Below are 22,748 nucleotides of genomic sequence, written 5' to 3' on the forward strand. Positions count from 1 at the left end.
ACGGTAGGCTACGTGGTATGGCCGAGCAGAACGAGACCGCCCACGAGTTCGATCCCTACCTCGCCGAGGGCCAGGTCAAGCACCCGGATCAGACCGATCCATACTTCGGGCACCTCATCACGGCCATGGTCACCCCCTTCACCAAGGACGACCGGGTCGACTTCAAGGCGTTCGAAGCGCTCGCCGCCAAGCTGGTGGATGAGGGCAACGACTCCCTGGTGGTCTCCGGCACCACCGGTGAGACCTCCACCCTGGAGGACTATGAGAAGGCCGACCTGGTGCGGGCGGCCAAGTCCGCGGTGGGGGACAGGGCCAAGATCATCGCCGGCACCTCCACCAACCACACCAGTCATGACCTGGAGATGGCGGCCCGGGCTGAGCGCGCCGGCGCCGACGGGCAGCTGGTGGTCACCCCCTACTACAACAAGCCCTCGCAGGACGGGGTGTACGCGCACTTCACCGCTGTGGCCGAGGCCGCTGATATGCCGCTGATGATCTATGACATCCCCGGCCGCACCGGCATCCCGATCGCCACTGAAACCATCCTGAAGCTCGCCGAGCACCCGCGGATTATGAGCCTGAAGGATGCCAAGAATGACATCACCGCCACCACCGAGGTGCTCACCAAGACTGACCTGGAGATCTACTCCGGCGACGACCAGAACGTGCTGGCATGGATGGCCATGGGGGCGGCCGGCGTCGTCTCGGTCACCTCACATGTGGCAGCACCGACGTTCCGGCGGATGGTCGACGCCGTGCTGAACTATGACCTGAAAGAGGCGCGCATCGCCCACAGCGAGCTGGGCCCGGTGATCCGCGCGATCATGACCCGCGTGCAGGGCGCCGTGGCCTCCAAGCTGGTGCTGAACTGGATGGGATTCCCCATCAACACAGACGTTCGCCTGCCCCTGGTGCAGGCCAATGAGGCCGAGCAGGAGCTCGTCCTTACCGACCTGCGAGAGGCAGGCTGGACACTCTAGAAAGGAACTTCACCCACGTGTCACCCGAAAAGCTCACCACCCCACCGGCGCTGAAGAACGGCACTCTGCGGATCGTGCCCCTCGGCGGACTCGGGGAGGTCGGGCGGAATATGGCCGTCTTTGAGATCGACGGCAAACTGCTCGTCGTCGACTGCGGCGTGCTCTTCCCCGAGGAGGAGCAGCCCGGCGTTGATCTGATCCTGCCCGACTTCAGCTACATCGAAGACCGCCTGGACGACATCGTCGGTGTCGTGCTCACCCACGGGCACGAGGACCACATCGGCGCAGTGCCCTATCTGCTGCGCAAGAAGGAAGACATCCCGATCATCGGGTCCAAGCTGACCCTGGCCCTGGTGGAGGCCAAGCTGGCCGAGCACCGGATCAACGCCTACACGCTCACGGTGCGCGAAGGCGACGTCGAGAACTTCGGTCCCTTCGAATGCGAGTTCATCGCGGTCAACCACTCCATCCCGGATTCACTGGCCGTGTTCATCCGCACTGCGGCCGGCACCGTGCTGCACACCGGCGACTTCAAGATGGACCAGCTGCCGCTGGACGGACGGATCACCGATCTGCGCCACTTCGCCCGCCTGGGTGAGGAGGGCGTGGACCTCTACATGTCCGACTCCACCAACGCCCACATCCCCGGGTTCACCACCCCGGAGAAGGAGATCGGGCCGGTGATCGACCAGGTGATCTCCCGGGCCGAGCGCCGGGTGATCGTGGCCTCCTTCGCTTCCCATATGCACCGCGTGCAGCAGGTGCTCGACGCCGCCGCCGCCCACGGGCGCAAGGTGGCGTTCGTGGGGCGCTCAATGGTGCGGAACATGTCCATCGCCGCGAAGCTCGGGTACCTGACCATCCCGGAGAACATCCTGATCGATGTGAAGAAGATCGATCAGCTGCCCGACCACAAGGTGGTGCTGATGTCCACCGGGTCCCAGGGGGAGCCGATGGCGGCACTGTCCCGGATGGCCAACGGCGACCACCAGGTCCAGGTGGGCGAGGGCGACACCATCATCCTGGCCTCCTCGCTGATCCCGGGCAACGAGAACTCGGTCTACCGGGTGATCAACGGCCTGATGAAGCTCGGCGCCGATGTGATCCACAAGGACAACGCGAAGGTGCACGTCTCCGGCCACGCCTCCGCCGGCGAGCTGCTCTACAGCTACAACATCCTCTCCCCGCGCAATGCTATGCCGGTCCACGGTGAGCACCGGCACCTGATCGCCAACGGCAAGCTGGCCGAGGCCACCGGTGTGGACCCGGAGCGGGTGCTGCTGTGCGAGGACGGCTCCGTGGTGGACATGCGCGAGGGCCAGGCCCGCATCACCGGACAGATCGAGGCCGGCTACGTCTACGTGGACGGCTCCTCGGTCGGCGAGATCACCGAATCCGAGCTGAAGGACCGCAGGGTGCTGGGCGAGGAAGGCTTCATCTCGGTGATCACTGTGGTCAACCGGCAGACCGGCACCATCATCTCCGGTCCGGACATCCACGCCCGCGGCGTGGCCGAGGAGGACGAGGTCTTCAAGAGCATCAAGCCCAAGATCGCCAAGGCGCTGACCGAGGCGATCGAGGACAACAAGGAGCACACCACTCACCAGCTGCAGCAGATCGTCCGGCGCACCATCGGCTCCTGGGTCAACCGGAAGCTGCGGCGCAAGCCGATGATCGTCCCCGTCGTCGTCGAAACCTGAACAACGCCGCCGGCCCGCCGCTGCGCGCCCGGTGCCCAGAAACCAGCTCCGCACCGACGTTACGTGTCGAAAGGGCCCAAACTGGTCCTCAAAAGACCCGAGCTTGGGCCCTTCTGACACGTTGAATCCTGGTGCCTTGTCACGCAGGGACTATCCGGTGGCTTAGTCGGCCGCGGAGGGCGATTGCCGCGCGGGGGAGCGACAGCCGTGTCGCTTTTCTGGCACAAACCGAGGCAGTGTTTCGGTGGCGCTAAGCCTATGTTGAGGTTGGATGGCTAGGTATGAAGCGAGTCTCGTATCGGCGCAAGGGGGCCGGTCATGAAATCATCAGCCCGCTCTGCGGCACCGATGGTCGTCTTTGCTTTCGTCGTGACCGGATTGGCCGCGATAACAGGCATCCCGGTAGATGACACTGCCGCGTTTCCCATAATGGCACTATTCGCCTCGGGCATCTTAGCCCTGGTAGCTGCGGTTCAGCATTGGGCAGCACTTCCGTGGCTTCCTTGGATTGCGCTCGTTGCAGCGGCCGGGGGGTACCTGGCAAATGACGCGCTGTGGATGAATAGTGCTTTCTTTGCGCTTGGGGTTATGGCCATCTGGCATGCGCATCAGCGCGAACTTCGTCGGCCTAGGCCAGCCTCACCCGCCTAGAGCACACTCGCCCTCCGCGCACGGCTATCTGCACCACGTTGACAGTCCCTGCAGTGTGAATGCCAATTCGTGAAACCGGAACTCGAAGTCAAAATCAGACTGTCGAACGGTGTGCGTTTCATCAGTGCGGGGCGGCCAGCGTTCATCCATCGGAACCCGCTCGCGCCCATGGCAGCTGCGTCTTTGGGGGCAGCCGCCCAGATCCCGCCCGTAAAGGCGGGATGCCCGCCGCTGCGCGCCCGTGCCCAGAAACCACCTCGCACCGACGTTACGTGTCGAAAGGGCCCAAACTGGTCCTCAAAAGACCCGAGTTTGGGCCCTTCTGACACGTTGAATCCCGGTGGGGTGGCGGACTCGCCGGCACAGCGCCCACAGCCACCTACCGGCTGAGACCGGGCTGCGGGCGCGTTGATGCGGCGACACGCCGGTCCTGGCGGCTAAGTTAGCACCTATGGCGACACGTACTTCCCCCTCGCGGTCGGCCAGCAAGAAGAGCACTTCTGGCAAAGGCCGCGCGACGACGTCGAAAAAGAGCTCCACCCCGGAGCGCGGCAATCTGCTGTTCCTTGCCGCCCGGGGAATCTGGCTCGCCCTGGCCACCCCGGTGGGCGGAGCTGTCCGCAGCCTCGGCCGGCAGGTGAAGATCCACCCCGATGACCGCCGCGACGGCGCCGGCCTGGTCTTCTTCCTGCTGGCCGGCCTCACCGCCGTGGTCGACTGGTGGGGAGCGCGCAACTGGGACCACTGGATCTCTGACGTGGTCCACCGCACCACCGCGGGCACCTTCGGCTGGGCCTCGGTGATCCTGCCGCTGGTGCTGCTGATCACCGCCTTCCGCTACTTCCGCACCCCGCAGGAGCACGAAGCCAACGGCCGCGTCGCCATCGGCCTGAGCATCGTGCTGGCCTCCGCCGCCGGAATGGCCCATCTGGCCGCGGGAATGCCGACCATCAACGAGATCTTCGACGCCGGGGAGACCGGTGGCTTCGAATCCATGCTCACCTCCGGAGGCATCCTCGGCTACCTGGTGGTGGTCCCCATGGCCTCCCTTGTCACCCAGTACCCGGTCTGGGCCATCCTCGGAGTGACCCTGGCCGCCGGCCTGCTGGTGCTCACCGACACCCCGGTCCGCCGCATCCCCGAACGCATCACCGTGGCCCGGGACTACATCATCGGCGAACCCGCAGAGCGTCCCGCCCCGCAGCACCGGGAGATCCCGCACGGAGGAGCCGCTCAGCAGCCGGATGCTGAGTACACCGACGACGCCGGCTCCGCCGCACGTGCCCCACGGCCCAAGCGCGCCAAGGGCGCAGAGAAGTCCCAGCGGCCCAGCTTCTTCGCCCGCATCTCCGAGTCCGCAGGACTCAGCGGCGGCGCTGATGAGCCGGCTGCCGAGACCGCGCCGACCGAGGTCTTCAACCACGACGACGCCGCCCGCGCCGCCGAAGGTGCCTACGACTCCCCAGTCTTCAGCGAGCCCGGGCAGGACGAGCCCCGCCCCAAGCCGGGCCAGAAGCGTCCCACCAAGCAGGAGAAGGAGATCGCCGCCGCCAAGCGCGCAGCCGGCATCGAGGACCAGGAGAGCTCCGCCACCGGCCCGCAGTCCCGCGCGGAAGCACGCTCCCAGACCAGCTCCCGCAGCGAGGCGTCCACGCCGAAGCCCACCACGGTGCCCGAGGCCCCGGCCCCGGCCAGCGATCTGCCGGTGCGCAGCGAGCAGCTGGAGCTCTCCGGAGACGTCACCTACACCCTGCCTGAACAGTCGCTGCTGCCCGCCGGCCCCCCGCCCAAGGAGAGCTCGGACGCCAACGCGGAGATCGTCGCCGCGCTGGACAAGACGTTCAGCCAATTCAAGGTCGACGCCGAAGTCACCGGCTTCTCCCGCGGCCCCACAGTCACCCGGTACGAGATCGAGCTGGCCCCGGGAACCAAGGTGGAGAAGGTCACCTCCCTGGAGAAGAACATCGCCTATGCGGTGGCCTCCAATGAGGTGCGCATCCTCTCGCCGATCCCCGGAAAGTCCGCCATCGGCATCGAGATCCCCAACCGGGACAAGGAAGTCGTGGCACTCGGCGATGTGCTGCGCTCCAACGCCGCGCGCAAGACCGACCACCCCATGGTGATGGGCGTGGGCAAGGACGTCGAAGGCGGCTACGTCATCGCCAACCTCGCCAAGATGCCCCACCTGCTGGTGGCCGGCGCCACCGGCGCAGGCAAGTCAGCCTTCATCAACTCGATGATCACCTCGGTGCTCATGCGCGCCACCCCGGACGAGGTGCGCATGGTCATGGTGGACCCCAAGCGCGTGGAGCTCACCGCCTATGAGGGCATCCCGCACCTGGTGACCCCCATCATCACCGAGCCGAAGAAGGCCGCCGAAGCGCTCGAATGGGTCGTCAAGGAGATGGACAACCGCTACGACGACCTCTCCCACTTCGGATTCAAGCACGTCAACGACTTCAACAAGGCCGTGCGCGCCGGCAAGATCCAACTGCCCCCGGACTCCAAGCGGGTGCTGCGGCCCTACCCGTACCTGCTGGTGATCGTCGACGAGCTGGCCGACCTGATGATGGTCGCCCCGCGGGACGTGGAGGACTCGATCGTCCGCATCACCCAGCTGGCCCGTGCCGCCGGCATCCACCTGGTGCTGGCCACCCAGCGGCCCAGCGTGAACGTGGTCACCGGCCTGATCAAGGCCAATGTGCCCTCCCGCATGGCGTTCGCCACCTCCTCGGCCACCGACTCCCGCGTGGTGCTGGACTCGGTGGGCGCAGAGAAGCTGCTGGGCCAGGGTGATGCGCTGTTCCTGCCGATGGGCAGCGCCAAACCGATGCGCGTCCAGGGCGCCTGGGTCAACGAGTCCGAGGTCGAAGCCGTCGTCGCACACGTGAAGTCCCAGCTGCAGGCCCAGTACCGCGAGGACGCAGTGGCGGCCATGGAGCCGAAGAAGAAGCAGATCGACGAGGACATCGGAGACGACCTGGAGCTGCTGCTGGCGGCCACCGAGCTGGTGGTCACCACTCAGTTCGGCTCCACCTCCATGCTGCAGCGCAAGCTGCGCGTCGGCTTCGCCAAGGCCGGCCGGCTCATGGACCTCATGGAGTCCCGCGGCGTGGTCGGACCCTCCGAAGGCTCCAAGGCCCGCGATGTGCTGGTCGCCCCGGACGAGCTCCCCGAGGTGCTGGCCACCATCAAGGGGGAGGACGCGCCCAAGCCCTATGAGGAGGCCGTGGTCACCGAGGAGAACGACCAGGTCCAGCCCGTGGCCGAGGCGCCCCCAGGTGCCCCGGCGCAGAGCCAGCCCTCATCACACCCCGACCCGCAGGCAGCCCCGGGGTCTGACACCGGTCAGCCGACGTCGTCGGTTCCCTCCCAGCCGGGGGCACCGGAACCCGGGTACGACGACGCCGCCGCGGGGCACCCGCAGCCCACCGAGGACTACGGGGCCGACTTGATCGCACGGGATATGGCCGAGCGCACCCGGGGACTGCCGGAGGCCGGCGAGTACTACGACGGTCACGACACCACCAGCTCCGAGGACGCCTGGCAGCTCACCGGACGCTGAGCCTTCCACCCGCCTGCGGCATACGAGGTCTCCGCGCCCCGGCGCTCTCCGGATGATGAGGCCGCCGGCGCCGGCGGTGTGCGCCCTGCCGCGCCCCGTCCGCCGGCGCCGGCGGCTCAGGTAGAGTCTGACCCTGATGAACACCCCCGCCACCCCGCCTGAGAAGCCGGTTCCGCTGCTGAACATCGCCAATGTGCTCACCATGCTGCGCATTGCGCTGGTGCCGGTCTTCGTGCTGCTGCTGGTGCTCGACGCTGACCCCTCCCGCCAGGGAGCGCTGACCCCGCTGGAGGCCGGCAACGGAGCCTGGCGCTGGGCGGCGGCCGGAGTGTTCCTCGTCGCGATGATCACCGACAAGATCGACGGCGACCTGGCCCGCTCCCGCGGGCTGGTGACCGACTTCGGCAAGATCGCCGACCCGATCGCCGACAAGCTGCTCATCGGCGCCGCGCTGGTGATGCTCTCCCTGCTGGCGGAGCTGCCCTGGTGGGTCACAGTGCTGATCCTGGTGCGCGAGCTCGGGATCACCGCGCTGCGCATGGCCATGCTGCGCACCCAGGTGATGCCGGCCTCCCGCGGCGGCAAGCTGAAGACCGCGCTGCAGTCGGCCGGCCTGCAGCTGATGCTGCTGCCGCTGGTGGTCATCGCCGAATGGCTGGCAGCCGTGGGATTCTGGATCATGATCGCCGCGCTGGTGGTCACCCTGGTCACCGGCGTGGACTACCTCATCAACGCCGTGAAACTCAGGAGAGCCGCCGATGGCCGTTGAGGGAGACGCAGAACAGGTAGCCCGCACCGCGGAGCAGAACACCGACCCGGTGGATGTGGTCCAACGCTGCGCCCACCGTGAGCTGACCCTGGGCACCGCCGAATCGCTGACCGCCGGGGCGCTGTCCTCACGGATCGCTGAAGTGCCCGGAGCCTCCGCGGTGCTGCTGGGCGGAGTGGTCGCCTACAGCAACCAGGTCAAGTACCAGGTGCTGGAGGTCTCCGAGCGGCTGCTGGAGGACAACGGGGCAGTGGACCCGGATGTGGCGGCATCGATGGCGGTCGGGACAGCTGAGCGCTGCGGCACTGACATCGGGATCGCCACCACCGGCGTGGCCGGGCCCGAGCCCCACCAGGGGAAGGACGTGGGCACGGTCTACCTGGGCCTGGCCTGCCGAACGGAGGCGGCCGAACGGCTGGGACTCTCCCTGCCGGAGGGCTGTGCTGCATGTGAGAAGGACGTGCACACCGAACAGTGGCTGGCCGGATCGCTGCTGCTGGACCTCGACGGCGACCGGGCCGGAATCCGCGCCGCCGCGGTGGAAGCGGCCCTGAAGCTGCTGGAGGACTTCCTGCTCACCGAGCCCGCCGGACTCGACACCGACTCTTAGGCCGGGCCCCACCCGCCGGGCCCGTGGCCCGTGGCACCCACCGGCGTGGCAGCCGCCGTCGTCGTTTCCCGCGCGGGCGCCGCAGGGCGCCTGTCCCGCAGCCGCCGTCGTCATCCTGATGCGGAGCTGGACGGCTCCTGGGGTGTTGCCCTGACCTGCTCCCGGCTGCTGTGCCGGGGGAGCGAATGCCGTTAGAGTGGGGCTACCGGGGAACAAACCCAGCCCCTGCCGGGTTGTTCCTTTGGTAAGAACAGCCATTGTGAAGGAGTTCCTCATGGTGCGACAGCCAGTCACCGTCAACGGCGTGACCCGTTGGAAGGACACTGAGACCGCGGCAGCACCAAGTGTTGAATCCCGTGAGTCCAAGGGCGTGGTCCTGCGCCAGGAGATCGGTGATGTGCTGCGCAGCATCCGCCAGTCTGAAGGCCGGACCCTGCGTGATGTTTCTCACGACGCCCGCGTCTCGTTGGGCTACCTCTCTGAGGTGGAACGGGGCCAGAAGGAAGCCTCCTCCGAGCTGCTGGCCAGCATCTGCACCGCACTGAACGTTCCGCTGGCGGCCATGCTCTTCCAGGTCGCCGAGCGCATCGCCAGCGCGGAAGGCTTCGATATTCCGGACACTGTGCCCACCGAGCTGCAGCGTGAGTTCGGCACCGGGCAGATGGACACCGGAGAGATCGACACCACCGAGCTCGTCTCCTACTGACTCTCTCCGGGTTCGGGACCGCGCCGCGCGGCCTGCCGCGGCCCAGCGCATAGACTGACAGCCATGACATCGTCCGACCGACGTGCCCACGTCGAGGAGCTGCAGCACGAGTTCTACCGGCTCTTCGTCCGGCGCCGCCACAACGCCATCCAGCTGGCGCAGACCATCGACCCGGAGATTGAGCCGGCAGCCTACTCCGTGCTCTTCACCCTCCAGCGCGAAGGCCCCCAGCGGATGACGACGATCTCCAAGCATCTGGGCATCGGCAAACCGACCCTTTCGCGGCAGCTGAGCACCCTGGCCGAGCGCGGCTTCATCACCAAGAAGGCGGACCCCGGCGACGGGCGCGCCCTGGTGATCTCCCTGACTGAGGAGGGCCTGCAGCGGCTGGAGGCCGCGCAGAAGGACCGCTCCGAGCGGTATCTGCATATGCTCGAGCCCTGGACCGAGGAGGAGATCGTGACCCTTTCCGGGCTGCTGCATAAGCTGAACCAGACCTACGCGGAGTACGACGCCGTCCACGGCGCTGGAAACGCGCCGCCGCCCTCGGCTCAGCAGGAGACCTCCTAACCCTCATGCGCGAATCCCAGTTCTGGCAGCTGATGAGAGACGAGTTCGGCCCCGGCTACGCGCCCGTACTGGCCGACCAGCTGGTGATCACCCGGTTCCAGCTCACCGCCGCCGACGCCCTGGCCTGCGGTGTGCGCCCCCGCGAGGTATGGGAGGCCATCTGCGAACAGCAGGAGGTGCCCCCGGAGCGCCGCTGGGGCAAGGACCGCCCGCCCAAGCGGTGAGTCCGCAGGCGCTGAGCTGCGCGTCTCGCAACCGCACAGCCCATTGCCCAGTTCGCTCACCCGCCGGCCCCTGGCACACATCCTGGCCCCTGGGCGATCTGGCCCTTGCCCCTGCGACACGCCCCAAGATGATCGAATCTGTGTTCGATCCGGCGTAGAGTCTTCCCCAGAGCACATGCCAGGTTCGGGACACGCCCAGCCGCCCACAGACTCGACGGTGACAGCCGCAGTGTCAGAGGCTGGACCTAGGCTCAGAACAGCAGGCCAGAACGACGACCACATGAGGTGAATCATGGCAATCAGCCCCGACCGGGAAAAGGCCCTCGAGGCCGCCCTTGCCCAGATCGACAAGCAGTACGGCAAGGGCTCGGTGATGCGCCTGGGCGACGAGACCCGCGCCCCCATTGAGGCCATCCCGACCTCCTCCATCGCGCTGGATGCTGCCCTGGGCATCGGAGGCTTCCCGCGGGGCCGCGTGGTGGAGATCTACGGCCCGGAGTCCTCCGGTAAGACCACGGTGGCGCTGCATGCGGTCGCCAATGCTCAGCGCAACGGCGGCATCGCCGCGTTCATCGACGCCGAGCACGCCCTGGACCCCAGCTACGCCGAGAAGCTCGGCGTGGACACCGATTCCCTGCTGGTCTCCCAGCCGGACACCGGCGAGCAGGCCCTGGAGATCATGGACATGCTGGTCTCCTCCGGCTCGCTGGACGTAGTGGTCATCGACTCGGTGGCAGCCCTGGTGCCGCGCGCCGAGATCGAAGGCGAGATGGGCGACTCCCACGTGGGCCTGCAGGCCCGGCTGATGTCCCAGGCGCTGCGGAAGATCACCGGACGGCTGGGGCAGACCAAGACCACGGCGATCTTCATCAACCAGCTGCGTGAGAAGGTCGGAGTCTTCTTCGGCTCCCCGGAGACCACCTCCGGCGGTAAGGCATTGAAGTTCTATGCCTCCGTGCGTGTGGATGTCCGCCGCATCGAGACCCTCAAGGAGGGCACCAACGCGGTGGGCAACCGGACCCGGGCCAAGATCGTGAAGAACAAGATGGCGCCGCCGTTCAAGCAGGCGGAGTTCGACATCCTCTACGGCGAGGGCATCTCCCGTGAGGGTGGGCTGATCGACGTCGGGGTGGAGAACGGCCTGGTCAAGAAGTCCGGGGCGTGGTTCACCTATGACGGGGACCAGCTGGGGCAGGGCAAGGAGAAGGCCCGCCAGTTCCTCAAAGACAACCCGGATCTGGCCGATGAGATCGAGCTGCGCATCAAGGAGAAGCTCGGCATCATCAAGACCGAGGGTGAGGGCGGCGAACCTAATCTGCAGGCGGTCTGAGACTGACCTATGGCTGAGCAGACCCCTGCCGAGGTCCCGGCCGGCACCCCGGCTGACACTATCGCCCAGTTGCGGGAATCCATGCGCCGGATCGAATCGGATCCGACCGTCAGCGGACCCAGCAGCAGTCCGGGTGACCCGTCCGCGGGAGCCGAGGGCGAAGCGGATCCAAATGCGGCGTCGCAGTCCTCCGGCCGGCCCTCGGCAGGGTCCTCCGATCGTCCCGCAGACTCGGAGTCCGCGCCCACCGCAGACTCCGAGGAGGGGGACTACGCCAAGGCGCGGGCCGTGGTGCTGCGCAAACTCACCGGCTCGGCGAAATCCCGGCACCAGCTGGCCCAGGCGCTGAGCGAACGGGACTTCGCACCGGAGGTCATCGACGCGGTGCTGGACCGGATGGAAGAGGTCCAGCTGATCGACGACGCCGCATTCGCCCGCACCTGGGTGCGCACCAGGCACGAGCTCAAGGGCCTCGGCTCAGCGGCGCTGCGCCGCGAGCTGAAGGACAAAGGAGTCGCCGAGCAGCACATCGAAGCCGCACTCGACCAACTCAGTGCCGAGGACGAGCAGGCCGCCGCCCAGCAGCTCATCGACTCCAAACTGCGCGGTATCACCCTGCCGGCAGGAAACGGACCCGAGGACCGCAAGGAGCGGGACAAGGTCACCCGCCGGCTGGTGAGCATGCTCGGACGCCGCGGCCACAGCCCCTCGTCCGCTCTGCAGCTGGTGCGCGAAGCCATCGACGCCCGCATCCACTGAGCCAGCGGCACCCGTCCGTGGGGGCCATCGCGGCAAGCCGGTAGAATCGGCGGAGCATTCTGCACCGACCCCCGAGAAGAAGCAGCCCCACGAGAGGCAGCACTGAGCCGATATGACCGAGACTGTCCTGGACCGCACCGGCACCTCCGCCGCCGCACGCACCTACGAGGTGCGCACCTTCGGCTGCCAGATGAACGTCCACGACTCCGAACGCATCTCCGGCCTGCTGGAGGAAGCCGGCTACACACCAGCCGAGGAGAACACCACGCCAGATCTGGTGGTCTTCAACACCTGCGCAGTGCGCGAGAACGCAGACAACCGCCTCTACGGCCACCTCGGGCAGCTCAAGCCCGTCAAGGACGCCCACGGCACACAGATCGCCGTCGGAGGATGCCTGGCCCAGAAGGACCAGGACACAGTGCTCAAGCGCGCCCCCTGGGTAGACGTGGTCTTCGGCACCCACAACATCGGCTCACTGCCCACCCTGCTGGAGCGCTCCCGCCACAACCAGGAAGCCTCCATCGAGATCCTCGAAGCCCTGGAGACCTTCCCCTCCACCCTGCCGACCAAACGTGAATCCGTGCACTCCGGCTGGGTCTCCATCTCCGTGGGCTGCAACAACACCTGCACCTTCTGCATCGTGCCCTCCCTGCGCGGCAAAGAACGCGACCGCCGTCCCGGAGAGATCCTCGCCGAAGTCAAAGCCCTGGTCGACGACGGCGCAGTAGAAGTCACCCTGCTGGGTCAGAACGTCAACACCTACGGTGTCGAGTTCCGCGACCGGGCGGCCTTCGCCAAACTGCTGCGCGCATGCGGTGAGATCGACGGGCTCGAGCGGGTCCGGTTCACCAGCCCGCACCCGGCCAGCTTCACCGACGACGTCATCGACGCCATGGCCGAGACCCCGAACATGATGCCCCAGCTGCATATGCCGCTGCAGTCCGGCTCCGACCGGATCCTCAAAGCCATGCGCCGCTCCTACAGGGCCAAGCGCTTCCTGAACATCCTGGACAAGGTCCGCGAACGCATCCCGCACGCGGCAGTGACCACCGACATCATCGTCGGGTTCCCCGGCGAGACAGAGGAGGACTTCGAAGACACCATGCGCGTGGTGGAAGCCTCCCGCTTCTCCTCGGCCTTCACCTTCCAATACTCCCCGCGTCCCGGAACGCCCGCGGCCGAGATGGAGGACCAGATCCCCAAAGAGGTCGTCCAGCGCCGGTTCGAGAGGCTCATCGCCCTGCAGAACCGCATCACCGCAGAGGAGAACGCCCACCAGGTCGGCACCGTGCAGGAGCTGCTGGTCACCGCCGACACCGGCAGCAAAGGTGAACAGACCGGACGGCTGGCAGGCCGCGCCCCGGACAACCGGCTGGTGCACTTCAGCGTCCCCGCCGGCCAGCCCGCCCCGCGCCCCGGCGACTTCGTCACCGTACCCATCACCGAAGCCGGCAGCTTCCACCTGCTCTCCGACCCGCAGCCCGAGCAGTACCAGCTCCGGCGCTCCCGAGCAGGAGACGCCTGGGACCGCTGGCAGGCCGACTCCTGCGGTGTAGGCACCACCCAGGTCGGCGGCTCCGCACCGGGAACAGTCTCGCTGGGCATGCCGACCCTCCGCCCCGCCGGCAGCTGACGTGACGAAGCCGCTGATCGTCGTCGCCGGTCCCACCGCCTCCGGCAAGAGCGGGCTGGCCATCCAGCTGGCCCAGTGGCTCGAGGGTGAAATCATCAGTGCCGATTCCATGCAGCTATACCGCGGCATGGACATCGGCACCGCCAAAGTTACCGCCGCCGAGCAGCAGGGCATCGCCCACCACATGCTCGACGTCCTGGAGGTCACCGAGGAAGCCTCCGTGGCCGACTACCAGCACCAGACCCGCCGGATCATCGACCAGATCCGCAGCCGCGGCCGCACCCCCATCCTGGCCGGCGGCTCCGGGCTCTACATCCGGGCGGTGACCGACGCCATCGAATTCCCACCCACAGACCCGCAGCTGCGAGCCCAGATCACTGCCGAGCTGCAGGCCAGCGGCGCCGCAGCGCTTCGCGACGAACTGCGCCGCAGCGACCCAGAATCAGCCGCCGTCATCGCCGATGTACGCCGGCTGGTGCGTGCCCTGGAAGTGGTGCGGCTGACCGGACGCAGCTTCAGCTCCTATATGCCGCAGCGCAGGTATGAGCCCGCTGTGGAACCGGTGGTGCAGATCGGTCTGCGCGTGGACCGGGCCCTGCTGCACCAGCGCATCGCCGAGCGCGTCCACCAGATGCGCAGCCAGGGGCTTCTGGAGGAAGTCCGGACCCTGGAAGCGGCCGGGCTGCGCGAATCCCGCACCGCCTCCCGCGCCATCGGATACCAGCAGTACCTCCGCGTCATCGACGGCGCCTGGTCCGAAGACCAAGCCGTGGAAGACATCATCACCGCCACCCGCAGATTCGCCCGGCGCCAAGAGACCTGGTTCCGCGCCGACCCGCGCATCCACTGGCTCGAGGCACCCAGCCCGCAGCTGCTCGAGAATGCTGTGGAAGCAATCGGCCCCGCAGATGGTTGACTAGGACCATGCAGTTCACCAAGGTGCACGCCACCGGCAACGACTTTGTGCTCGTAGCCGACCCCGCCGGATCCCAACAGCTCGACGCCGAGCTGGTCGCCGCACTGTGCGACCGCCACCGGGGAATCGGCGCCGACGGGCTGATCCGTGCCGTGCCGGCCCACCTGTTCGACGCCGGTCGCGCCGAACTGGCCGCAACCGGGCTGACCAGCACCGACCAGGCGCCGCTGTGGTTCATGGACTATCGCAACAGTGATGGATCCGTCTCCGAGATGTGCGGCAACGGCGTGCGGGCCTTCGCCCACTACCTGCGTGCCCAAGGACTGGCGAGTTTTGCCGAGGACACCCTGCCCGTCCTCACCCGCGGCGGGCTGAAGACCGTGCGGCAGTCAGAGGAAGGCTACGCGGTCAGCATGGGAGTGTGGTCCTTCATCGACCCCGAGCTCGCCTCCGAACGGGCCAGCGACTCCCTGGTCCGTGCCGCAGGGCTGTCCGAACCGCGCCCGGCCCTGAGCATCTCCATGGGAAACCCGCACACAGTCGTGGCGCTCTCTGAGCCGGCCGCGCTGCAGAACCTGGATCTGCACCGCGCCCCGACCGTGGACCCCACGCCGCCGAACGGCACCAATGTGGAGTTCGTGGTGCCGGCCGAACCGCTGGTCGAGGCAGGTGTGGGCCGGGTGCGCATGCGCGTGCACGAACGCGGCGTGGGGGAGACGCTCTCCTGCGGCACCGGAGCCTGCGCGGCCGCTGCGGCAGTCCGCGTCTGGGCCGCCGGAGACGGGGTGGACACCTGGCGAGTCAGCGTGCCCGGAGGCAAGGTGACCGTGCGGTTCAGCCAACGCAGCGACGGCGCTGAAGAGGTGGAGCTCTCCGGACCCGCCACGCTGGTCTACACCGGGGAACTCACCGCCGAGTACCTCCCGCAGTGACATCCTGCCCCGGAGGCACAAACAGGCGACCAGCCTCGGCCCTGAGAGTGCGCAGCACCAGCGAGGTGAACAGCACCGTCCCCACGGCCAAAGAGCGACGGCGATCCAGCGTCTCAGCCAGCTGAGCCGACCCGGGGGCGGCGTGGACACCGGACTCGCCCAGATCCTCCAACCGCAGCCAGTGCCAGCCCGGAGCATCCGGCCACTGGCCGCGATCCGGCACACCGATATAGGCCCCCGGAAGCTCCACGAACACTTTCGGCCCGGAGAAGTCCTCCAGCTGGTGGACGAAACCATCCAGATCCTTCGACGGCGGCAGGCAGACCAGCACCTGGTCCAGCCCATCCAGCTCGGCGGCGGCGAACCGGCGGGCCCCAGCCAGGCCGTCTGCTGAGACCGCCGAGTCGACCACCACGCGGCCGCCGCTGCCGGCGTCGTGCACCGACAGCCTGCCCGGATAATGCACCGAGCCCACCACAGCCTCCGCCGCGGCCGGCGTCGCACCGGCGGCGGGAACCGGCAGCGCGAAACCTGCCGTCAGACCGGCCGCGGCATTGTCCCGGGCGTAGCCGGCAGGAAGATGCGCAACCAGCGCCGTCGCCTGCGGGGAAGCCGTCAGCAGACGCGCCCCGGCGGAAGTGCAGGCTTCCTGGACGATCTGGTGGACCTGCGCGGACTGCGGAAGGCTGACCACCAGCCCGGTGCCCGGACGGATCACCGCGGCCTTATCGCGGGCCACATCGGCCACCGTGGGGCCCAGTATGTCCAGATGCTCAGCGAAGATCCCGGTGACCACCACCGCAGTCAGCGGCCAGTGCGAAAGATCATCCGAACCGCCCCCGATACCGGCCTCCGCCACCACTGCCTCCACCTGCTCCTCGGCGAAGATCAGCATGGCCATCACAATGAACAGTCCGGTGGGGGCTAAGTACCCGCTCGACGCCGTCGGCTTCGGCAGTCCACGCACAGCCTCAGCAATCCGCAGCAGCGCCCGGCGTCGCGCCCGAGCATCTGCGGCCTGCCCGTCAACGCGGATCCGGTCCGCATTGGAGACCGCCCCCGGGCTCATCACCGTTCCGACCCGCACCCCGCGGGCGGCCAGTGCGGCCGAGGCGTAGGCGGCCGCCGTGCCTTTGCCCTTGGAGCCGACCACCCCCAGGATCGGTGCGGGACTGCGCTGCGGGTCCACCCCCAGGGCCTCCAGCAGCGCGGCGGTGCGCTGCAGCGACCGTGAGCTCACCGCGCGCAGCGCACGCCACTCGGAGAAGATGACCTCTTCCTCCAGCTCCTCCAGCGGCAGGGCATCCAGGCGAGCAGCAGCCGTCATCGCTGTCCCCCGCCGGAAGTCTGCCCGGCGCCGGTCTGTCCGCCTGTCCCGCCGGAGCGCGCCTGCCCGTCAGCCGCATGGCGCGCCACGCGCAGCAGCCGGAACCCTTTCTGACTGGCGGCCCGCTCCACAGTGAAGGCCTCCTGCAATTGCCCGGCCAGCCAGCGCTGCAGCGAGTCGGCCCCCAGGTTCTTCTGCACCACCAGCCAGGCCTCGCCGCCGGGCGCCAGCCGCGGCAGCCAGCGCAGCAGCAGCTCGTGCAGGGCCGGCTTCCCGATGCGGATCGGCGGGTTGGACCAGATGGTGGAGAACTGCAGATCGGCAGGCACCTCCTCGGGCGGGAGAACCAGCACAGTGTCCAAGCCCAAGGCGGCGGCGTTCTCCGCGCACAGCGTGCGGGCCCGCTCATTGACGTCCACCGCCCACACCGTGGCCTGGGGCGCCCGCATCGCCAGGCTCAGCGCAATCGGGCCCCAGCCGCAGCCGATATCCAGCAGATGCCCGCCCTGGGCGGGGTCCGGCACCTCCTGCAGCAGCACCCGGGTCCCCTTGTCCACGCCGTCGGGGGAGAAGATCCCCGGTGCGGTGCTCACCGTCACCGATCGGCCAGCCAGCTGCACCTCGAGGCTGCGCCGCTGGAACGGGCCCTCAGGGGAGGTGAAATAATGCGAAGAGTCCATCGGTTGAATCGTAGTACGATGGACATTATGTGGATTCGCCCGACCCAGTACGCACGGCCCCGCTTCGCAGCCTGAGTACTTCAGCCCGCTCCCGGACACGGCCCTCGCAGCGCCGCCGGTTGAGCCTGCTCGACCATCCACTCGAACAAGACCCGCGCATCGCGCCGCCTGAGGCGACGCCGTCATCGGCGCGGGCAAGGAATATATGACTGAACAGAAGAAATCTTCGCACCCGTCGACGGTCGACGAGACCATCGCCCGCATCCTCGCGGCCGATAAGGCCCGCGTCACCCCGTTCATCGCCGACGAGCAGCACCGCACAGACGCCCCAGACCAGCCCGAGTCCGCTGACCAGGCTGAGTCCGGGGACCAGAACGGTGCCCGGCAGCAGTCCGAGGACCACGACGACGCCGGCCGCGGTGTTCTGGACGGCCGGGCCCGTGAGCTGGCCGAGACCGAGGCCCACACCGTACACGACGGCGACCAGTACGACCTCTTCGAACGCCGCAGCCTGCGGCGCGTGGAGGGACTCTCCACCGAGCTGGAGGACGTCACCGAGGTCGAATACCGGCAGCTGCGCCTGGAGCGTGTGGTGCTGGCCGGCCTCTACACCTCCGGGAACGCGGCAGAGGCCGAATACTCGCTGCGTGAGCTGGCCGCCCTGGCAGAGACCGCAGGATCCACTGTGCTGGACGGCTTCCTGCAGCGCCGCGCGACCCCGGACCCGGGCACCTACTTCGGCTCCGGCAAGGCCCTGGAGATCAAAGATGCGGTGGCCGAACTCGGCGCCGACACCGTGATCGTGGACTCCGAGCTGGCGCCCTCCCAGCGCCGCGGCCTGGAGGACATCGTCAAGGTCAAGGTCATCGACCGCACCGGCCTGATCCTGGACATCTTCGCCCAGCACGCCAAATCCCGCGAGGGCAAGGCCCAGGTGGAGCTGGCGCAGATGGAGTACATGCTCCCGCGCCTGCGCGGCTGGGGCGAGTCGCTCTCCCGCCAGGCCGGCGGCCGTGTGGGTGCCGCTGGCGGCGGCATCGGATCCCGCGGCCCCGGTGAGACCAAGATCGAGCTGGACCGCCGCCGCATCAACCAGCGGATGGCCAAGCTGCGCCGTGAGATCGCCGCCATGAAGCCAGCCCGGGAGGCCAAGCGAGCCAATCGCAGGCGCAACGCGGTGCCCTCGGTGGCCATCGCCGGATACACCAATGCCGGCAAGTCTAGCCTGCTCAACCGCCTCACCGACGCTGGGGTGCTGGTGGAGAACGCACTGTTCGCCACCCTGGATCCCACCACCCGCAAAGCGGTCACCCCGGACGGGATCGGCTACACCCTCTCCGATACTGTCGGCTTCGTCCGTCAGCTGCCCACCCAGCTGGTGGAGGCCTTCCGCTCCACCCTGGAAGAGGTGGCCGATGCGGACCTGATTCTGCATGTGGTCGACGCCTCCCACCCGGAGCCGGAGAGCCAGATCGCCGCAGTGCGCAAAGTGCTGACCGAGGTGGATGCGCACCAGGTGGACGAGATCATCGTGCTGAACAAGGCCGATGCGGCCGAGGACCACGTGATCGACCGGATCCGCCGTCGTGAACCCCATGTGGCGGTGGTCTCAGCGCACACAGGTCAAGGCATCGAGGAGCTGAAGGAACGCATCGCAGCGGCGATCCCGCGGCCCGACGTCGCCCTGGAGCTGCTGGTGCCCTACGCCTACGGTGAGGTGGTGTCCCGGCTGCACGCCGAAGACGCCGAAATCCTCTCCACCAGCTACCAGGAGGAGGGCACTCGGCTCAGCGTGAAGGTCCGTGCGGCGCTGGCTCCGGACCTGGCCGCATACCAGGTGCGAGACTGAGGGTATGACCTCCACCGTCCACTCCGCGCCTGCCACCGCTGACGCGCCGCAGACCGGCGAGCCCACCGGCTCCACGGTGCCGCAGGGCCCGGGGGCTGAACGGGCTGCGCAGCTGCTGGAGACCGCCGTGGCGGCCTTCGGCGGCGCGCAGCGCTCCGGTCAGGCGGAGATGACCCGCCGGGTCGCCCACGCTCTGGAGAAGGAGCGGCACCTGCTGGTCCAGGCCGGCACCGGCACCGGCAAATCCCTGGCCTACCTGGTGCCTGCGGCCGCCCACGCAGTGGAGGCGGGCAAACCGGTGGTGATCTCCACCGCCACCTTGGCGCTGCAGGCACAAATCATGGGCCGCGACTTACCCCGCCTGCTTGAATCGATCACCGAGGAGCTGCCCCGGCCGGCCGAGGTGGCGCTGGTCAAGGGCCGGGCCAACTACCTGTGCCGGCAGAAGCTGGCCGGTGGCTTCCCCGAGGAGGACGACGACCAGGAGGCGCTGTTCGCCGCCGGCATCGAGCCCGGTGGAGGGGTGACCACCTATGAGCCCTCCACCCGGCTGGGCAAAGAGGTGCTCATGCTGCGGGAATGGGCCGAGGAGACCGAGACCGGAGACCGCGACGACCTGCCCGAGGGCGTGACCGACCGCGCCTGGCGGCAGGTCTCGGTCAACGCCGTGGACTGCATCGGCCCGCGGAAATGCCCGATGGCGGAGGAGTGCTTCTCCGAGCTGGCGCGGCAGAAAGCTGCCGAGGCGGATCTGATCGTCACCAATCACGCCATGCTGGCCATTGACGCGTTCGAGGGCCTGGACGTGCTGCCCGAGCATGAGGCCGTGATCATCGACGAGGCGCATGAGCTGGCCGAACGGGTCACCTCCGCGGTCACGGTCCAGCTCTCAGCACAGATGATCCAGGCCGCCGCAAGCTCCGCCCGCAAACACACCGCCATCAATGTGGAGGCACTGCAGAACGCCGCCGCCGGCATCGAGGCGGCTTTCGGCGGCGTGCAGGAGGGTCTGCTTGCCCGCGGGCTGAACCCCCAGCAGGCCGCTGCAGTGCAGGCAGCCCGCGACGCCGCCAAGACAGCTCTTTCAGACTCCAAACCCTCCGGGGACGACGCCGACGCCGGACGCACCACCGCCCGAGCCCGCCTGCAGGCCGTGCTGGATGTGACCAACCGGATGCTGGATGCCGGCGAGACCGCCGACGTCATCTGGCTCTCCCGGCCCGGCACCTTCACCCCCGGCCAGGGATACCAGCCGGCAGACCTCTCCGAGCCGCCGCTGATCTACGTGGGGCCCACCACCGTGGCCGGCCGGCTGCGCGAGGGCCTGTTCGGCGACCGGACCGTGGTGCTGACCTCAGCCACCCTGGCGCTGGGGGACAGCTTCGAGCCGATCGCAGGATCGCTCGGCCTGCTGGGGGAGAAGGCTCCAGCCTGGGACGCCGCCGATGTGGGCAGCCCCTTCGACTACCCAACCCAGGGCGTGCTGTATGTGGCCAAGCATCTTCCGCCGCCGTCGCTGAAGACCCAGGAGGACCAGCGTCAGGAGCTGGCCGAGCTGATCGAGGCCTCCGGCGGGGCGGCTCTGGCACTGTTCTCCTCGCGTCGGGCTGCCGAGGAGGCGGCCGAACAGCTGCGCGAGCAGCTGGATGTGCCCATCCTCTGCCAGGGTGATGCGACCATGTCAGCTCTGGTGCGGCAATTCGCCGAGGAGGAGGAGACCTGCCTGTTCGGCACCATGAGCCTGTGGCAGGGTGTGGACGTCCCCGGACGGTCCTGCCGGCTGGTGGCCATCGACCGGATTCCCTTCCCGCGCCCGGACGACCCGCTGATGAGCGCCCGCACCCAGGAGGTGGCCCGCGCCGGCGGCAACGGGTTCATGACAGTCTCCGCCACCCATGCCGCCATCCGGCTGGCCCAGGGGGCCGGACGGCTGATCCGCACCGCAGAGGACCGCGGAGTCCTGGCCGTGCTGGATTCCCGGCTGGCCACTAAGCAGTACGGCGGCTTCCTGAAGCGCTCTATGCCCGACTTCTGGGCCACCACTGACGGCCGCATCGCCCGCGGGGCGCTGAGCCGGCTGCGCCAGACTTCGTAGCCGCGGCCGCGATAGTTTGCGCGAATACTCTCAGTCTTGCCCCAGGGCGGACTAGAGGGAGCGCAGCACGGTGACGACCTTGCCCATAATGGTGGCCTCATCGCCCAGGATCGGCTCGTACATGCGGTTCTGCGGCAGCAGCCACTGGTGACCGTCGCGCCGCTTGAGCGTCTTGACGGTGGCTTCATCATCCAGCAGCGCAGCAACGATGTCCCCGTTGTCCGCATCAGGCTGGCGGCGCACCACCACCCAGTCGTCCTCGAAGATGCCGGCCTCGATCATCGAATCACCGCGGACCTGAAGCATGAACAGCTCACCCTCACCGGTGAGCTGGCGTGGCAGCGGCATCACATCCTCGACGTTCTGCTCCGCCAGTATCGGTCCGCCGGCGGCGATCCGTCCCACCAGCGGAACATCGGCGGTGCGTGAGTCCGCGCCGGCGCGGTAGGCGTCCAGATCCACTACGGTGCTGTCGGCCTCAGCGGCCGAAGTCTGCTCTGCAGCGGTGGGCTGCTCCTCGGTCAGCAGGCGGCCCGAGGAGTCCCGGATGACCTCCATGGCCCGCGGTTTGCCCGGCACCCGGCGCAGATACCCCAGCTGCTGCAGGCGGGAGAGCTGGTGGGTCACCGAGGAGAGGGAGGCCAGCCCGCAGGCATCGCCGATCTCCCGCATCGAGGGAGGATAGCTGCGCTCCGCCAGTGAGGACTGAATCATGTCCACGATCTTGCGCTGCCGCTCGGTGAGCTTCTTCGGCGGCTGCTGAGTCGCGTCGTCGGCCTGGGTCGCCATCTGCGTGTCTCCTCCTGCTCGGGCCGAGGTGACAGTTCCGGTGTCCTACCCCTCTGCTGGGATAGTCACGACGTCGAACGTCACTTCGAACGGTTGGCATCAGAGTACGCGAAACCGCATACAGATTCCATAGATGTGTGCGAGTGTCGCGACGCAGTTCGAAGATATGTGCTATAAATAGAACACAGGTTCGAAACAGGAGGACTTCCCCATGACTGCCACCGCGAACACTGAGACAGTGCACACCAGCCTCACACAGCACACCGCGGGGCTGCGGCTCACCCGGCGCGGCCGGCTGCTGCTGGTGGGACTGCCGGTGATGATGCTCGCCATCGCGCTGCTGGCAGGAGCGCTGTTCGCCGCGACCTCCGCGTTCAACTCCGTCCAGGCCACCACCGCAGGCCAGCCCGGCGTCGAGGCCGTCGAGGTCACCGTCTCCCCGGGGGACACCCTGTGGACCATCGCCTCCGACGCCCCTGCTGCCGGTGACATCCACCAGGTGATGGGGCAGATCGTGGAGCTCAATGATCTGGACAGCTCGCAGCTGCAGCCCGGCCAGGTCCTGCACGTTCCCGCCGACTGAGGCCGCTCTGCGCAGCGCTCCCGCAGAGTGAGACGACCGCCCGGCGGCGAGCCTGCGTCAGGCCGCCGGCACTACCATGG

The 22,748-nt window shown here is 68.1% G+C and carries 19 protein-coding genes; 16 read left to right on the forward strand and 3 right to left on the reverse strand.

From position 1 onward, the window contains the following. Positions 1–17 precede the first annotated feature (17 nt). The 13 genes from dapA (at position 18) to dapF (ending at position 15,345) form a co-directional block, all read left to right on the forward strand. On the forward strand, positions 18–980 hold the full coding sequence (dapA, locus tag Q1K09_RS05720) for a 4-hydroxy-tetrahydrodipicolinate synthase (RefSeq protein ID WP_300343925.1): 963 nt from the start codon (positions 18–20) through the stop codon (positions 978–980). A gap of 17 nt (positions 981–997) precedes the next feature. Beyond that, positions 998–2,680 (forward strand): ribonuclease J, encoded by a 1,683-nt coding sequence (locus tag Q1K09_RS05725; RefSeq protein ID WP_300343926.1) that lies wholly within the window; start codon positions 998–1,000, stop codon positions 2,678–2,680. A 1,102-nt stretch (positions 2,681–3,782) separates the two neighbouring features. Beyond that, positions 3,783–6,896: a DNA translocase FtsK 4TM domain-containing protein gene (locus Q1K09_RS05730; protein ID WP_300343928.1), complete on the forward strand. Its 3,114-nt coding sequence runs from the start codon at positions 3,783–3,785 to the stop codon at positions 6,894–6,896. Between the two features lie 136 nt (positions 6,897–7,032). Further along, on the forward strand, positions 7,033–7,665 hold the full coding sequence (gene pgsA, locus Q1K09_RS05735; RefSeq protein ID WP_300343930.1) for a CDP-diacylglycerol--glycerol-3-phosphate 3-phosphatidyltransferase: 633 nt from the start codon (positions 7,033–7,035) through the stop codon (positions 7,663–7,665). Continuing rightward, the gene (locus Q1K09_RS05740; protein WP_300343931.1) at positions 7,655–8,275 is read left to right on the forward strand and encodes a CinA family protein; all 621 of its coding nucleotides are present in this window, start codon (positions 7,655–7,657) and stop codon (positions 8,273–8,275) included. Before pgsA ends, Q1K09_RS05740 begins: the two co-directional genes overlap by 11 nt. A gap of 274 nt (positions 8,276–8,549) precedes the next feature. Continuing rightward, positions 8,550–8,981 carry a helix-turn-helix transcriptional regulator gene (locus Q1K09_RS05745; RefSeq protein WP_300343933.1) on the forward strand — a complete coding sequence of 144 codons (432 nt, stop codon included), beginning with the start codon at positions 8,550–8,552 and terminating at the stop codon, positions 8,979–8,981. Positions 8,982–9,044: 63 nt separating this feature from the next. After that, complete coding sequence (locus tag Q1K09_RS05750; RefSeq protein ID WP_300343934.1) at positions 9,045–9,551, forward strand: MarR family transcriptional regulator; 507 nt, start codon at positions 9,045–9,047, stop codon at positions 9,549–9,551. A gap of 5 nt (positions 9,552–9,556) precedes the next feature. Continuing rightward, positions 9,557–9,775: a DUF3046 domain-containing protein gene (locus tag Q1K09_RS05755; protein WP_300343935.1), complete on the forward strand. Its 219-nt coding sequence runs from the start codon at positions 9,557–9,559 to the stop codon at positions 9,773–9,775. A 292-nt stretch (positions 9,776–10,067) separates the two neighbouring features. After that, the gene (gene recA, locus Q1K09_RS05760; protein ID WP_300343937.1) at positions 10,068–11,105 is read left to right on the forward strand and encodes a recombinase RecA; all 1,038 of its coding nucleotides are present in this window, start codon (positions 10,068–10,070) and stop codon (positions 11,103–11,105) included. 9 nt (positions 11,106–11,114) lie between these two features. Then, positions 11,115–11,864 carry a regulatory protein RecX gene (locus Q1K09_RS05765; RefSeq protein ID WP_300343938.1) on the forward strand — a complete coding sequence of 250 codons (750 nt, stop codon included), beginning with the start codon at positions 11,115–11,117 and terminating at the stop codon, positions 11,862–11,864. Between the two features lie 112 nt (positions 11,865–11,976). Then, positions 11,977–13,497 carry a tRNA (N6-isopentenyl adenosine(37)-C2)-methylthiotransferase MiaB gene (gene miaB / locus Q1K09_RS05770; RefSeq protein WP_300343940.1) on the forward strand — a complete coding sequence of 507 codons (1,521 nt, stop codon included), beginning with the start codon at positions 11,977–11,979 and terminating at the stop codon, positions 13,495–13,497. A gap of 1 nt (position 13,498) precedes the next feature. Continuing rightward, the gene (gene miaA, locus Q1K09_RS05775) at positions 13,499–14,413 is read left to right on the forward strand and encodes a tRNA (adenosine(37)-N6)-dimethylallyltransferase MiaA (protein WP_300343941.1); all 915 of its coding nucleotides are present in this window, start codon (positions 13,499–13,501) and stop codon (positions 14,411–14,413) included. Between the two features lie 8 nt (positions 14,414–14,421). Next, positions 14,422–15,345, forward strand: a complete 924-nt coding sequence (gene dapF, locus Q1K09_RS05780) for a diaminopimelate epimerase (protein WP_300343942.1) — start codon at positions 14,422–14,424, stop codon at positions 15,343–15,345. On the opposite strand, the gene Q1K09_RS05785 is transcribed toward dapF, so the two are convergent. Both Q1K09_RS05785 and Q1K09_RS05790 read right to left on the reverse strand, forming a co-directional pair. Then, positions 15,320–16,672 carry a hypothetical protein gene (locus Q1K09_RS05785; protein ID WP_300343944.1) on the reverse strand — a complete coding sequence of 451 codons (1,353 nt, stop codon included), beginning with the start codon at positions 16,670–16,672 and terminating at the stop codon, positions 15,320–15,322. The two genes, dapF and Q1K09_RS05785, sit on opposite strands and share 26 nt — an antisense overlap. Further along, positions 16,669–17,352: a methyltransferase gene (locus Q1K09_RS05790; protein WP_300343945.1), complete on the reverse strand. Its 684-nt coding sequence runs from the start codon at positions 17,350–17,352 to the stop codon at positions 16,669–16,671. Before Q1K09_RS05790 ends, Q1K09_RS05785 begins: the two co-directional genes overlap by 4 nt. 205 nt (positions 17,353–17,557) lie before the next feature. Here Q1K09_RS05790 and hflX point away from each other — a divergent pair, with 205 nt between their 5' ends. Together hflX and Q1K09_RS05800 are read left to right on the forward strand one after the other, a co-directional pair. Further along, positions 17,558–19,201 carry a GTPase HflX gene (hflX, locus tag Q1K09_RS05795; protein WP_300343946.1) on the forward strand — a complete coding sequence of 548 codons (1,644 nt, stop codon included), beginning with the start codon at positions 17,558–17,560 and terminating at the stop codon, positions 19,199–19,201. Between the two features lie 4 nt (positions 19,202–19,205). Then, the gene (locus Q1K09_RS05800) at positions 19,206–21,296 is read left to right on the forward strand and encodes an ATP-dependent DNA helicase (RefSeq protein ID WP_300343947.1); all 2,091 of its coding nucleotides are present in this window, start codon (positions 19,206–19,208) and stop codon (positions 21,294–21,296) included. Positions 21,297–21,347: 51 nt separating this feature from the next. Here Q1K09_RS05800 and lexA read toward each other — a convergent pair whose 3' ends face one another. Further along, on the reverse strand, positions 21,348–22,085 hold the full coding sequence (lexA, locus tag Q1K09_RS05805; RefSeq protein ID WP_300343948.1) for a transcriptional repressor LexA: 738 nt from the start codon (positions 22,083–22,085) through the stop codon (positions 21,348–21,350). A gap of 211 nt (positions 22,086–22,296) precedes the next feature. Between lexA and Q1K09_RS05810 the strand changes: the two genes are divergently transcribed. Beyond that, the gene (locus Q1K09_RS05810) at positions 22,297–22,668 is read left to right on the forward strand and encodes a LysM peptidoglycan-binding domain-containing protein (protein WP_300343949.1); all 372 of its coding nucleotides are present in this window, start codon (positions 22,297–22,299) and stop codon (positions 22,666–22,668) included. Positions 22,669–22,748: the final 80 nt, after the last annotated feature.

Origin of the sequence: Nesterenkonia sp. (assembly GCF_029265375.1) — a bacterium.
Taxonomy (GTDB): domain Bacteria; phylum Actinomycetota; class Actinomycetes; order Actinomycetales; family Micrococcaceae; genus Nesterenkonia.

Excerpts from the sequence above, each read along its gene's own strand:
- pgsA (WP_300343930.1), top strand. The coding sequence starts at position 7,033 with ATGAACACCCCCGCCACCCCGCCTGAGAAGCCGGTTCCGCTGCTGAAC.
- Q1K09_RS05755 (WP_300343935.1), top strand. The coding sequence starts at position 9,557 with ATGCGCGAATCCCAGTTCTGGCAGCTGATGAGAGACGAGTTCGGCCCC.
- Q1K09_RS05790 (WP_300343945.1), bottom strand. The coding sequence starts at position 17,352 with ATGGACTCTTCGCATTATTTCACCTCCCCTGAGGGCCCGTTCCAGCGG.
- dapA (WP_300343925.1), top strand. The coding sequence starts at position 18 with ATGGCCGAGCAGAACGAGACCGCCCACGAGTTCGATCCCTACCTCGCC.
- miaB (WP_300343940.1), top strand. The coding sequence starts at position 11,977 with ATGACCGAGACTGTCCTGGACCGCACCGGCACCTCCGCCGCCGCACGC.
- dapF (WP_300343942.1), top strand. The coding sequence starts at position 14,422 with ATGCAGTTCACCAAGGTGCACGCCACCGGCAACGACTTTGTGCTCGTA.
- Q1K09_RS05745 (WP_300343933.1), top strand. The coding sequence starts at position 8,550 with ATGGTGCGACAGCCAGTCACCGTCAACGGCGTGACCCGTTGGAAGGAC.
- recA (WP_300343937.1), top strand. The coding sequence starts at position 10,068 with ATGGCAATCAGCCCCGACCGGGAAAAGGCCCTCGAGGCCGCCCTTGCC.
- Q1K09_RS05740 (WP_300343931.1), top strand. The coding sequence starts at position 7,655 with ATGGCCGTTGAGGGAGACGCAGAACAGGTAGCCCGCACCGCGGAGCAG.
- Q1K09_RS05800 (WP_300343947.1), top strand. The coding sequence starts at position 19,206 with ATGACCTCCACCGTCCACTCCGCGCCTGCCACCGCTGACGCGCCGCAG.
- Q1K09_RS05785 (WP_300343944.1), bottom strand. The coding sequence starts at position 16,672 with ATGACGGCTGCTGCTCGCCTGGATGCCCTGCCGCTGGAGGAGCTGGAG.
- Q1K09_RS05810 (WP_300343949.1), top strand. The coding sequence starts at position 22,297 with ATGACTGCCACCGCGAACACTGAGACAGTGCACACCAGCCTCACACAG.
- Q1K09_RS05750 (WP_300343934.1), top strand. The coding sequence starts at position 9,045 with ATGACATCGTCCGACCGACGTGCCCACGTCGAGGAGCTGCAGCACGAG.
- Q1K09_RS05730 (WP_300343928.1), top strand. The coding sequence starts at position 3,783 with ATGGCGACACGTACTTCCCCCTCGCGGTCGGCCAGCAAGAAGAGCACT.
- hflX (WP_300343946.1), top strand. The coding sequence starts at position 17,558 with ATGACTGAACAGAAGAAATCTTCGCACCCGTCGACGGTCGACGAGACC.
- lexA (WP_300343948.1), bottom strand. The coding sequence starts at position 22,085 with ATGGCGACCCAGGCCGACGACGCGACTCAGCAGCCGCCGAAGAAGCTC.
- Q1K09_RS05765 (WP_300343938.1), top strand. The coding sequence starts at position 11,115 with ATGGCTGAGCAGACCCCTGCCGAGGTCCCGGCCGGCACCCCGGCTGAC.